Here is a 12,704-nt window from a genome sequence, read left to right as displayed (position 1 = left end):
CTCAAGGCTTCGGCAGTTCCAGCACGACGCGGAAACCAGCGTGTGGCAGACGTTCCGTTCTAGGTTGATGAACACGGGCGGAAGAAAGCATGTTTGTCATCCCGTCGAAACCGTAGGAGCTGCCGCGATAGGTGATGTCCGTTTCCGCTGGGCTGTACAAGTCTTCGCAAAGTTCCCAAACGTTCCCTCCGAGGTCATAGATGCCGAGGTTGTTGGGCTGAAAGCTCATGACCGGTGCCGTGAGCGGGTATCCATCATCATAGCCAAAGCCGTCCAAATAACCCGGCATGTTCGCCGCTCCGTCCGTCTTCTTCGGGCGCAGGATGGGAACGCTGGTTTTGTCGTAGTAGTTGCCAGCCCCTGGCTGGAGCGGCCAGGAGCCCCAAGGGTAAGCATCCGCAATTTTGGCGTGCAGACTGCCCGGCGAGGCTCCCGCCTGTTCGCGCTCGCCGATGCCAACAGCAAAGCTCCACTCCCGATCCGTGGGCAGCCGAGCCGTGTGGCTGTCTTTTTTGGTCAGCCAGGCACAGAAGGCTTTGGCATCCTCCCAGCTCACGCCGACGACCGGATCGTTGTCCTTCTCGCTGACATTCTTGCCAAGCATCTTTTGATTCTTCCAGGCTGTGTCCACGCCGCTGCTGGCGCTAGCGTAAGCCGCGTAGTCCTTGCGGCGAGTCTCATGGATGCAAAACAGCACATTCGTTCCCGGCACTGGCACGAACTTCATGCCGAGGCTGTTCACAAAGGGCGCTTCCTTCGTGGCCTTGGATGGATCGGTGGCGCTTGCCGCAGCAGGCGCAGCTTTGGCCTGCGTTTGCAGCCAGGCCTGATCCACGCGGCTGAAGGCGGACAGCTTGAGCGTGAGCGGCGTGCCGTCCTCTTTTTTGAGAGTGACGGTGTCGCCGACGACCGAGACGAGTTCGCCTTTCAGCGTGGTTCCGGCGCTGCTGGTGAAGGTGCGGAATTCGGCGTAGGCGGGAACAAGGATGGATAAAGTGGTGATGAGAGTAAGTGCAAGCGGCTTCATGATTTGGTTCTAATTCTGGCGCGTGGCCGGGGTTCGTGGGAGGGCGCTTTATTTTTCAGTTTCCAAACTGATCTCCACGAGCGTGTAGCTCAGCTTGTGGTAGCGGACGACTCGTTTGCCGTCCCATGATAATGCCATGGGGCCGACTTCATTCCCCGGCAGCAGCCAGCAGGCTTTCTGCTCAAAATCGACAAGCAGGGTGTGAAACACCTGAATGTCACGCGAGTTTGCGGGAACGTCCGGCCGGCGAATACTGACGCAAACAAGCATTCGTGAGGGTGTTAGCAGCAGTGCGTCTGTGAGGCGAATATCGGCGCCCTTAACTCGGAACCACTCTTCCACGCCGTTTTTCCAGTTATCCGCTTTTTCCAGCATTACGCGGTCCACATGATCCCCGATTCGGACATATAGATGACCATCATCAAAAAACGGAATTTGCAGTGATGCGGCAACGTTGACTGGCCTCCACTTCTCCATAGCAACGGGATCTGCTGTTAAGACACGATGAATCGCGCTTCTTGACCCACTGGATGGCGATAAATAACAACCACCTTCTTTGTCAAAGGCCACGCTGCCTGTGAAAACCCCAAAAAGCCCTTTTGCCTGATCAGCTTCCCGCTTGGCTTGATCCCCTGATTCCGAGGCATGTGTGAGTGTCACAAACCGGCTGATCTTGCCTGGGGCATCCCAAAACCTCAGCCCCATCATCGCGCCAGAACCCGTGCCGTGCGCGAAGCAGATCCTTCCATCCGGGTGAAAGGCGAGTGCTCGCACGTCTAGTTGGTAGTTTGTCTTCTCCTCTTTGAAGATTTTGTCGAGCGGCATGATTTTTGCAGGGAGAGACCCACGATGCTCCAATTTTACAGGCTCTCCTTTCCAGCGGATCTCTTGAACCATGTCCGCGTATGGCAGCGGTGGTGCGGCTTTCGATATGATAGCGGATTCTGATAAGGCAGATGTTGCAGCCGCACTTGTGGATGCAGGGGCAGGGGCCGTCTGGGACTGAAGCCATGCTTGATCCACGCGGCTGAATGCAGCGAGTTTGAGCATGAGTGGAGTGCCATCTTCCTTTTTGATCGTGACGGAATCGCCCACGACGGAGACGAGTTCACCTTTCAGCGTGGTGCCTGCGCTGCTGGTGAAGGTGCGCAGCTCGGCATGGCAGCTAATGACTGCAAAGCATAGCCAGGTGACAATGGCGGTGAGGTGGTGGAATGTGGGTTTCATGGGTTTGGACGGGTTGGTTGGGTATGCTCATGGATGCTGTTTTCAAGGAGAGGCGGTTTCGTCGAGCACACAGCGGAAGCCGACTGTGTCGTAAAAGGCGGTGGGGCTGCGCCCGATGCGGTTGGAGGAAAGCAGGCTGATTTCATCCCAGGCAAACCAAGCGGCTCCGCGCATCGTCCGCTCTGTCCGACCGGGGAAATAAATGTCTTCACACCAGTTCCAGACGTTGCCACCCATGTCGTAGAGTCCAAAGGTGTTCGCGGGGAAGGAGCCTACTGGTGAAGTTTGCACATATCCGTCCTCAAGGCTGGTGATGAAGTCTTTGAAGAGGCTGCCCTTGTTCTGCTGCTGCCACTTTTCAGCGGTGCGGTCGGTGTAGTTTCCGGCGTTGTCAGGCGGCGGCCACCGTTTTCCCCAGGGAAACTCCCGGCTGATTTTGCCGCTCTTTTCCATGGGCGGTTTGCTGGCATCTTCCTTGTCGCCAATGCCAACGCCGCAACTCCACTCGTGGTCAGTGGGCAGGCGATAGACCTGGCCTGCCTTTAGGATGCCTGATTTGCGCTCACGCGCTGTCAGCCAGTCGCAGAACGCACGGGCATCCTCCCAACTGACGAGGACGGCAGGATGCTCTGGCGTTTGCTGGAAGTTGGGCGCAGCCCAGTTGCGCCGAGTATCAGTAATGAACGCCTGATAGTCTTTTGAGCGGGTGGGCCAGATGCTGAACAGCAACGGGTTCTTGTCCGTCGGCCCTCCGGTGATCGGCACAGAAACGAATTTCATGCCGAGGCTGTTGATAAAAGGAGCGCTCTTCGTGGCGGGCTGACGCTGCACACTGGAAGGAACAGGTGCAGCAGGCGATGGGGTGCTGGCAGATGATGAAGGCACCAGCGAACTGGCTGGGTGGATGACAGCTCCCTCCAGCACGACGCGGAAGCCCACAAAAGGGCTGCGGGCGGTGGGATCAATGGGATCGCGGCAGGAGGAAAGCAGGGCGGCGGGGTCGGAGTCCATCCAGGAGGCTCCGCGGAGCACGCGGGTGGCGGCGGCGGGGCTGAAGAGATCGGCACAGTATTCCCACACGTTGCCGCCGAGATCGAAGAGGCCGAGTTCATTGGCCGGGAAGCTCATCACGGGCGCGGTTTGCTCATACACATCACCCGCACCGGCATAGTTGCCCGCTTTGACGGTGGCGATCTTCGCCTTGCTCCAGGGGTACACACCCGCGACGGCTCCATTGAGTTTGAAGGGAGGCGCGGAGGCAGATTCCTGCGCGGCGATGCCCACCGCGATGCTCCACTCCCGGTCCGTAGGCAGGCGGTAGCGGCGGTTTTCTTTCTTGCTGAGCCAGGCACAGAAGGCAGTGGCCTCCTCCCAGCTCACATTCGTGACGGGGTGGTTGTCGGCAGCGGCCATGCTTTTCCAAGCCGGGCTGGCTGAAGGAACTGCGGATGCAAAGGCGGCGTAGTCTGCCCGGCATGTCTCGTGGATGCACATGGAGACTTTCGTGCCTGGCAGCGGGGCGAATTTCATGCCGAGGGTGTTGGTGGAGGGATCAGTGGCGGGGGCGGGCGAAGTCAGGACCCTGGGCTTCGGTGTAGCAGCGGCAGGGGCGGCATCTCGCCGGGCTGTCGTGAGCACCACACGGAAGCCTTTGTCTTTGGCGCGAGTGTCTTTGTCGAGGGTGGTTGTGGGAGGTGCTCCACGCATCGACGACAGGAGTTCGTTTGCAGGACTGTTCAAGAAACACGCGCCGCGAATGATGCGCCCGGCATCCTTGCCATTCTCCTCATCACAAAGCTCCCATGCGTTTCCTCCCAGATCATAGAGTCCAAATTTATTGGCAGTGAACGTGCCTACCGGGGCCATGCCAGGGTAATCATCGTGGTAGCCTTTCAAAGGTCTGAAGGATGTTGAGAATGTCCGGCGCGCAGCCTCCTCACCATTGTAATTGCCAGCACTAAGCGGAGGAGGATAGCCAGTCCCCCAAGGGTAGATGTCAGAAATTTTGAGATGTTTGTCTGCTGCTGGCTTGAACGCATCCTCTAGCTCTCCTATACCGACCGCGCAGCTCCATTCGTGATCGCTTGGCAGGCGGTAGCTTTCGTCGCTTCTCAGCCAGCCCGCTTTACGTTCGCGCTCTGTCAGCCACACGCAATACGCCCGGGCTTCATCCCAAGACATGTTGACCGCAGGAAAGGTTGGTTCGAGCGGGTATGGTGGTTCCGGCCAGTCACATCGGGTCTCACGGGCAAACACCTCGTAGTCCTTCACCCGTGTTTCCCAGATGCTAAATAGCACCCGCTGCCCATCCGTCGGCCCGCCCGTGATGGGCACTGGGACGAATTTCATGCCGAGGGAGTTCTCAAAGGGTTTTTCCTTGGTGGCAGTGGAGGCGCCGATCATTGAAGCCGGCTTTGGGGTCGGGAGCACAGGTTGGCTGACAGCAGGATCGTCCTCCGCCAACACCACGCGAAAGCCCATGGTGGTCCATGCGCCTGGATTGAGGGAAGCCCTGGCAGATAGAAATAGGTTATCCGATTTGTCGTAATCCCAGGCGGCACCACGCAGCACACGGAGGCCTTTACCAGCAGTGAACAAGTCAGCGCACCACTGGCTGACATTGCCAGACATGTCGTGCAGGCCAAATTTTCCGGGAGCAAAGGCATCTACTGGCGAGGTCCACGGATAGTTGTCCCGGTAATCGGTGAGAAAGGTGGTGTCTCCCAGCTTTTCAGAAGTCTCAATGCCAGCGAAATTGCCCGAGCCGGGCGGAGGCGGCCATGCGGTTCCCCAAGAAAAGATATCTGCCACTTTCTTGTGTTTGGCAGCAGGCTCTGCCACTGGATTCTCCAATTCGCCGATGCCTGCAGCGCAGCTCCATTCGTGGTCACTCGGCAGGCGGTAGCGGTGGTTGGCTGGGAGGGTTTTCTCACCCCGCTCTTTTTGCGTAAGCCAATCGCAAAAAGCATTCGCCTCCTCCCAACTGACCGTCACCACCGGGTGATCTGGCGTCTGTGGAAACCCCGGGCTCTGCCAATAGCGGCCTCGCACATCCCAACTGAGCTTCCCGTCAGGCCCGGCTTCCAAGGATTTACGATTCACCGGGACAGGCAATGACACGGCCTTGGCGAACGCCTCGAAATCACGCACACGAGTGACCCACACACTAAACAAAACACGCCGCCCATTCGTCGGCCCTCCAGTAATTGGCACGGGGACGAATTTCATGCCGAGGGAGTTCACGAAGGGCGCGTCCTTGGGAGCAACTTGAGGGCTTGCCGCAGGAGCAACTGGCGCGGGCGATGTCTCCGCTTTGGCAGTTGCTGGAGCACTCGGTGTCTCGGATGACTTCACCGTCGCTACTGTTTGCGGCTTCGTTTGTCCCAAGAAATACCACGCCGCCAATCCACCCACGATGACCACAGCCGCCCACACTCCAAATCCGCTCCGACGAGGCGACGGAGTCTGCGGCATCTGCCGGGGCGGTGGGCGGTGCATGACACGCTGCACCGCAGGTGGCAAAGCGGCGGCAGGAGCGGCGGGCGGTGCCGCCTCCGCCTTCACCACGGGCTGGGTGAGGATGGCGTCGAGGTCGTGGCGCATCGCGTTCGCATCCGGGTAGCGCAGATCGCGATCCTCACGCAGGGCTTTGGCGACGATCTGGTCGTAGCGGGGGTCGAGGCCCTTCACCTGGAGGGAAGGCATCTCAAAGAGGCCCTGCGGCAGCTTCCCGGTGAGCATCTGGTAAAGCATGACGCCCACCGCATAGATGTCCGCCCGCTGATCGACCTCCGACCCGAGCATCAGCGCCTCCGGGGCCATGAAGTGCAGGGTGCCCATGACCATGCCGCTCTGCGTGAGGCCGCTGCTGGCTGCCTGGCTCATCTTTGCCAGGCCGAAGTCCGCCACCTTCACCACGCCATCGTTGCCGATCATGATGTTGGAGGGCTTGATGTCGCGGTGGATGATGCCTTTGCCGTGCGCATAGGCCAGCGCATCACAGACGTGGGCGGTGATCGCCATGGCATGCGCGCTGGGCAGGCGGCCCTGGCGTGTGACCATCAGCGCCACATCCGTGCCGTCGATGTATTCCATCACGATGAAAAGCAGGCCGCTCGTCGTCTGGCCGAAGTCATACACCGCCACGATACCCGGATGGCTGAGCTGCGCCATGGCCTGCGCCTCGTTTTTGAAGCGCTGAGTAAAATTGTTTTCCCCGTCATCCAGCTCCGCAGGCAGGATTTTGATGGCGACGAGGCGGTTCAGCGAGGTCTGCCGGGCCAGATAGACCGCTCCCATGCCACCCCGGCCCAGGATGCGCAGGATTTCGTAATTCGGGAAATGCGGACCCAAGTCCTCCGGCAGCGGCACGGCGGCCTTTTTCGATTTCGCAGGCTCTTCTGGCGGCGGGCGCATGGCCTGGGACATCAAGCAGCGCGGACAAAGCCCCGCCGTCGCTTCGGCGGGCAAGGCAGCTCCGCATTGCGGGCATGAAAGCGGCGGGCCGGAAGAATCGCTCATGCCCCTATCCTGACGAGGAATCTCAGAACGGTCACAAACTTTTTGTCAGGCAGCCAGCGCGGCGATTAGCGACCTCATCTCCTCCTGGGCCATGGACGGGTCATCCAGCGTGCCGCTGATCTCCTCCAGCAAATGCTCGCGGAACCGTTGCCGAAGTCGCTGGATGGTCATTTTCAAAGCGGAAACTCCCATTCCGCATTCCTCCGCCAAAGCGGCCTGATCCCCATGCCCGGCATCACCCGTGAGCCAGGGTTTGATCTGGTCAAACAGCGCCGTCTTTTTCTGAGCCGCGCATTCATCGCGCAGTCGGTCCATGGCATGGGCCAGCACCGTGAGCGCCCACTGGCGGTCATACGCCGCATCCGCCGCATCCGCCGAAAGCTGCGTCGCGTCGGGAATCGCATGGGCTGCGGAGGCCGTCTCATCCATGGAGAAAATCTCCGCATCGCCTCCTCGTTTCACGCTCTGGCCTCTCTCCCGCTGGTGTGAAAGGAAGTGCTTCACCGCACCGAGCAAGTAGGAGCGAAACCGCCCTCGCTCCTGATCTGCCGTATCGAAGGCACCTCCAGAAAGCACGTTGGCGAAAAAGGAGTGCGCGAATTCCCGCGCCTTGTCGGCGTCCTGAAACTCAAAACGGAGGAAGGTCACCACTGGCTCATAGTAGGCATCGCAAAGGTCTGCTAGCGCCTTGCGGCCTTCGTCCGAGTCGGACTTGGCCGCGTGCACATGCGTCCATCGCGTGGTGAGGAAGGAGGTGTGAGGACGGGTGATGACAGGCATGGCAGGCGGTCCGGCTATGCCATAGAGGCGGGATGATTTGAAAAGGGAAACCTGGGGCGCGTGAAGCGCGGCTACTTGCCCAGTTTGTAAATGGCCCCGTTCCAGTCGAGCACGAGGAGTTCGCCGGCGGCATTGGCGCAGAAGGCGGTGGGCTTGACGAGCACCGTGGGCTTCTTTTTGGGATTGTCGGCTGGCGTCTGAGGACTGGTGTAGAGGAGGTCGTTGGAGAGGACCTTGCCGGCGTCGTCGGTCTTCAGCGCCCAGATCTTGCCGAGCACGAAGTCGCCATAGACGTAGGCGTCCTTCAGTTCCGGCAAGGTCTTGCCGGTGTGAACGATGCCGCCGGTGATGCTGAGCCCGTCGGCGTGGGTGTAGGAGTGGATGGGTTCGATGAGCTTGAGGCCCTCGGGCGGTGTTTCCGTGTTGAGGGGGAAGGGGTTCGGGCCTTCGCGATACTGCCAGCCGTAGTTGCCGCCATTGGTGATCCAGTTGATCTCCTCATAGATGTCCTGGCCCACATCGGCGCACCAGAGGCGGCCTTTGGCGTCAAAGCTCAGGCCCCAGGGGTTGCGGATGCCGTTGGCGTAGATTTGGGGGAGGGCGTTCACGCCGCTGGCATACGGATTGTCGGCGGGGATGCCGTAGGCGTTGCTGTACTCGCGGCTGTTGACGTCGATGCGCAGGATCTTGCCGTAGAGCGTGGCGTTGAGTTGGGACATCTTGAGTTCGCCGTTGCGCTTCGAGTTGTCGCCGACGCCGATGTAGAGGAAGCCGTCGGGACCGAAGACGATGTTGCCGCCGTGGTGGTTCCAGTTCACCAGCGGGACTTCGATGAGCACGCGCTCGGATTTCTCGTCGGCTTTGTCGCCGTCCGCCTTCATCTCAGTGACCACGAGGCGCTTCGGCTTCTGCATCGTGTAGCAGAGGTAGAAAAGGCCGTTGTCCTTGAACTTCGGGTGGAAGGCGAGGCCGTTGAGTCCTTCTTCAAAGAGGCCGTCCTTCGCTTCCATGCCACGAGGGGAGAGATCGAGGAAGGTCTTCGCCTCCGTGCCTTGTTCGTCCTTCGGCAGGATGAGAATCTGCCCGCGCTGGAGAGCCAGGAACTCGCGGCCACTGCCATCATCCGGGATCACCACGGCGATGGGCCGCTCGGTGGTGATCTTTTCGTAAACGCGGGTCAATTTGTGGGTGTCGGCCGCGAACGCGGCGGAGGCGAAGAAGGCGAGGCAGAGGAGCGGGCGCATAGGAGTGAGTTAGAAAGCGTAAGCCGGACGCGTCTTGCAGGGCAATGCTCATTTTTCGAGCTCCGAAGGCGGAGGAAGAGTTTGCGATGGACGATGGAGACTCTAAAATCCCGCCATGAGCCTGGAAAACCTCATGGACGAAGCCCGCAAGCTCGACGGGCGGGAACGCCGCCGTCTGGCGGCCTTCCTGACGACCCTGCGCGACGAATCGGAACCGAGTTTCGCCGAGGAGATGGCACGCGTCCTGGACAACAACACTCCCGGGCACTGGTTCACGCTGGATGACCTCAAAAAGCGCTACGCCAACGATGACGCATGAGCGACTACCGTCTGCTCGTGGCGCAGGAGGTGATCGTCTTTCTCGACTCGTTGAAAAAAGTCGAGAGGCTGCGGCTGATGCGGAGGTTTGAGGAGATCGCCGCCTTCCCTGGCAACTACGCGGATTACGAGGAGCGCGATCCCACGGGACGCCGGATTGATGTGAATGTGTTTGGCAAGTTCGCCATCGCCTTCTGGGATGACTTTGCCGACCGGGACCTGAAGATCATCAGCGTCAAGATCGCTGACCGTTGACCATGTCCTGTTTGCCTCTACTCTGCGCCCCCGAAAACCATGAGCAACGCCACCGCCATCACTCCCACGCGCGAGAAAGACTTTCCTGAATGGTATCAGCAGGTCGTCCGCGCCGCTGATCTCGCTGAAAACTCCGAAGTCCGCGGCTGCATGGTGATCAAGCCGTGGGGCTATGGCCTCTGGGAAAACATCCAGCGCCAGCTCGACGCGAAGTTCAAGGCCACCGGCCATGTGAACGCCTATTTCCCGCTGCTGATCCCGCTGAGCTACCTCGAAAAAGAAGCGCAGCATGCCGAAGGCTTTGCCACCGAGTGCGCCGTGGTCACGCATCACCGCCTCGAAGCGCAGAAACAGCCGGATGGCACGACGAAGATGATTCCGACCGGCGAACTGGCCGAGCCTTTCGTCATTCGCCCGACCTCCGAGACGATCATCGGTGCCGCCTTCGCCCGCTGGGTGGAAAGCTACCGCGATCTGCCGCTGCTGATCAACCAATGGGCCAATGTGATGCGCTGGGAGATGCGCCCGCGTCTGTTCCTGCGCACGGCGGAGTTCCTCTGGCAGGAAGGCCATACCGCGCACGAAACGGCCGAGGAGGCGATTGCCGAGACGGAACTGATGCACCGCGTGTATGAGGAGTTCATGCGTGATCACCTGGCCCTGCCGGTGATTCCTGGCGAGAAGACCGAGCGCGAGCGCTTTCCCGGTGCCGTGCGCACTTTGACCGTCGAGGCGATGGTGCAGGATCGCAAAGCCATCCAGGCCGGCACGTCGCACTACCTCGGCCAAAACTTCGCCAAAGCCGCGAACATCCAGTTCCTGGGCCGCGACAACACCAAGCAGCTCGTCCATACGACGAGCTGGGGCGTCAGCACCCGCATGATCGGCACGCTGATCATGGCGCACGGCGATGACGACGGTGTGATTCTGCCTCCTCGCGTCGCTCCGAACCAGATCGTCATTCTGCCGGTCACGCCGAAACCTGAGACGCGCAAAGAGATCATCGACGCCTGCGAGGCGCTGGCCGCGACCCTGCGCACGCAGAACTTTGCCGGCGAGCCGATTCGTGTGCATGTGGACAAGCGCGACCTGCCCGGCGGCCAGAAGAACTGGGAGTGGATCAAGAAGGGGGTGCCGCTCCGCCTCGAGATGGGGCCGCGCGACATCGCCAGCCGCAGCGTGGCCGTGGTGCGCCGCGACAAGACGCCGAAGGACAAGGAATTCATCCCGAAGGAGGACTTCATCCAGACCGTCACCGAACGCCTGCAGGAGGTCCAGGATTCGCTGCTCGCCCGGGCGACCGCGCTGCGTGACTCGAACATGAAGAAGCTCGACACGCTGGAGGAGTTCAAAGCTTTCTTCGCCGACGATGGCCCTGGTGGGTTCGCCCTCATGCACTGGGCCGGCAGCACGGAGGAAGAAGAAGCCATCGCGAAGGAGAACAAGATCACCATCCGCTGCATCCCGCTGGGCGACCAGTATGCCGAAGTGGGGAAATGCTTCCTCACCGGCAAGCCGAGCTCGCGCCGCGTGGTGTTTGCGCGGAGTTATTGAGGCGGCTCATAAGCTGAAGAAAGTCGCGCCAGCGTCCTGGAGTGCGCCGGTCCTCCGGCGCTTTGGTGCGTCCACGGCTCCTCGGAAAGCTCCAGAGGACTGGAGCACTCCAAAACGCAAGCGCACACGGATGCCTTGAACTGGCTCTGAGCGTATCCTACCTGAGAATCTCGCCCTTCGTCACGTCGCCGGGCACGTCCAGGAGCATGATCTGATTGATCGTCTTGAACTGGGTGTGGTCGGCGACCTGCCAGACGACTTTCTTGTCACGCGTGACCTCGATGACCTGTGGCTGCTCACCGAGGTGGCCGTGGCCGAGATAGACGCAGAAGACAGTATTGCCGTTCGGCAGGCGCTGGCAGCCGGCCATGAGGCGCAGCGTGTTGCCCGGCAGGTCGTTTTCCTTCAGCTCCCACACGATCTTCTCCTGCGCATCGAATTCGAGCACCTGATGGCCGTCGCCGCAGGTGACGAGCAGATGGCCATCTGGCAGGGGCACGACTTCATGCGGATCGCCCGGCACTTTGATTTCGCGCAGCACTTTGCCAGCGCCATCGAGCTCCACGATTCTGCCATCGCCCTTGAAGCAGACGAGGTAGTGACCGTTGGCGAGCTTTCGCGTGCCGCGGAACTGGTTGTGCAGCTTCACGGTTGGCGAGGCGGTCAATTTGACCTCCTTGGCGATCTTCCCCGCGCGATCGACTTCAATGATCCGGCTCGTGCCGCATTCCACGATCATCACGTTGCCGTCTGGCAGCGGTTGGCAGGCATGCACCTCGACCTTCACGTCAGTCGGTGCCTTGTATTCCCAGACGACCTTCTTGTCCGGCGTCACCTCCAGCGCACCGCTGACAAAGCAGAAGAGGTAGTTCCCATTCGGCAGCTTCCAACAGTCCTGCGGACTTTTGCAGTCCCACTGCCACTCGATTTTGCCTTCATCGGAGACCACGCACACCTTTCCGCCGCCATAGTCGCAGCAGAGGAACGGATGAGCGGCATGCAGGGACGACGCGAGAACGGCAAGGAAGGCGAAAAGACGGATCATGATGGAGACAGGCTGCCTTCAACGCCCGCCACGTCCCGTTTGCATCATCGCTGTGCCGAATTCGGCGGATCAGCGGATGAAGTAGCTCAGGTTTTCCAGCTCCACGGCCAGATCGACGCTGTTCACGACCACGTGCTCCGGCACGTCCAGCACCGTGGGCGAGAAGTTCAGGATGGCCTGGATGCCGTCCCGCACCATTTCGTTCACCACGGACTGCGCGTTGCTGGCCGGTACGGTCAGAATGGCCATCTTCACGTTGTTTCGACGGATGAAGGCCTCCATCTCAGTGATCGGCAGGATCGGGACCGTCACCTGTGGCAGCTTGCGTGGCTGAAGGTCGAACGCGGCGGCGACTTCAAAGCCCTCTTTGCGGAATCCGCCGTAGCGCAGCAAGGCGGAGCCCAGGTTGCCGACTCCCACAAGGATCACTGGCTGCAGTTTGTTCTGGCCCAGCACGTCACCGATGGTGCTGCTGAGCGCGTCCACATTGTAGCCGAGGCCCCGCGTGCCGAGCTGCCCAAAGTAGGCCAGATCCTTCCGCAACTGGGTGGATTTAACCCCGGCGGCCTTCGCCAGGGCGGCGGAGGACACGGTGTCCACCCGGTTTTCCCGCAGGCGTTGCAAGCAACGCTGGTAGATGGAAAGCCGGTAGATGGACTTGCGGGGAATGTCGATTTTGGCGGGCACATGTGAAAATTCACCCGATGATGACGGAAGTCAATCAGTCCGGCCG

10 protein-coding genes are annotated in these 12,704 nt (G+C 60.4%); 3 read left to right on the top strand and 7 right to left on the bottom strand.

The annotated features are described in order from the left end of the window. Position 1: 1 nt before the first annotated feature. From IAE77_RS17955 to IAE77_RS17935, 5 genes are all read right to left on the bottom strand, one after another. Positions 2–1,027 (bottom strand): SUMF1/EgtB/PvdO family nonheme iron enzyme, encoded by a 1,026-nt coding sequence (locus IAE77_RS17955; protein ID WP_294229368.1) that lies wholly within the window; start codon positions 1,025–1,027, stop codon positions 2–4. Between the two features lie 48 nt (positions 1,028–1,075). Next, a complete protein-coding gene (locus IAE77_RS17950) occupies positions 1,076–2,254 on the bottom strand; it encodes a hypothetical protein (RefSeq protein ID WP_294229366.1) in 1,179 nt (392 codons plus the stop codon). A 42-nt stretch (positions 2,255–2,296) separates the two neighbouring features. Continuing rightward, positions 2,297–6,670 carry a bifunctional serine/threonine-protein kinase/formylglycine-generating enzyme family protein gene (locus tag IAE77_RS17945; protein ID WP_294229363.1) on the bottom strand — a complete coding sequence of 1,458 codons (4,374 nt, stop codon included), beginning with the start codon at positions 6,668–6,670 and terminating at the stop codon, positions 2,297–2,299. A gap of 150 nt (positions 6,671–6,820) precedes the next feature. Beyond that, the gene (locus tag IAE77_RS17940) at positions 6,821–7,555 is read right to left on the bottom strand and encodes a sigma-70 family RNA polymerase sigma factor (RefSeq protein ID WP_294229360.1); all 735 of its coding nucleotides are present in this window, start codon (positions 7,553–7,555) and stop codon (positions 6,821–6,823) included. Between the two features lie 71 nt (positions 7,556–7,626). Next, on the bottom strand, positions 7,627–8,799 hold the full coding sequence (locus IAE77_RS17935) for a PQQ-dependent sugar dehydrogenase (protein ID WP_294229359.1): 1,173 nt from the start codon (positions 8,797–8,799) through the stop codon (positions 7,627–7,629). Positions 8,800–8,914: 115 nt separating this feature from the next. Here IAE77_RS17935 and IAE77_RS17930 point away from each other — a divergent pair, with 115 nt between their 5' ends. The 3 genes from IAE77_RS17930 to proS are packed head-to-tail and all read left to right on the top strand — an operon-like array spanning position 8,915 to position 10,926. Then, a complete protein-coding gene (locus IAE77_RS17930; protein WP_294229356.1) occupies positions 8,915–9,118 on the top strand; it encodes a hypothetical protein in 204 nt (67 codons plus the stop codon). Beyond that, a complete protein-coding gene (locus IAE77_RS17925; RefSeq protein WP_294229354.1) occupies positions 9,115–9,372 on the top strand; it encodes a hypothetical protein in 258 nt (85 codons plus the stop codon). The genes IAE77_RS17930 and IAE77_RS17925 overlap by 4 nt, the downstream gene beginning before the upstream one ends. A 39-nt stretch (positions 9,373–9,411) precedes the next feature. After that, positions 9,412–10,926, top strand: a complete 1,515-nt coding sequence (gene proS / locus IAE77_RS17920; protein ID WP_294229351.1) for a proline--tRNA ligase — start codon at positions 9,412–9,414, stop codon at positions 10,924–10,926. A 157-nt stretch (positions 10,927–11,083) separates the two neighbouring features. On the opposite strand, the gene IAE77_RS17915 is transcribed toward proS, so the two are convergent. Next, entirely contained in the window at positions 11,084–11,971 is an 888-nt protein-coding gene (locus IAE77_RS17915) for a PQQ-binding-like beta-propeller repeat protein (protein ID WP_294229349.1), read from the bottom strand. A gap of 69 nt (positions 11,972–12,040) precedes the next feature. Beyond that, positions 12,041–12,658, bottom strand: a complete 618-nt coding sequence (locus IAE77_RS17910; RefSeq protein WP_294229346.1) for a redox-sensing transcriptional repressor Rex — start codon at positions 12,656–12,658, stop codon at positions 12,041–12,043. Positions 12,659–12,704: the final 46 nt, after the last annotated feature.

Origin of the sequence: Prosthecobacter sp., assembly GCF_014879935.1 — a bacterium.
In the GTDB taxonomy this organism is placed as follows: domain Bacteria; phylum Verrucomicrobiota; class Verrucomicrobiia; order Verrucomicrobiales; family Verrucomicrobiaceae; genus Prosthecobacter.
Note: the sequence above shows the minus strand (reverse complement) of the source record. Positions and strands in the feature narration are given on the sequence as shown.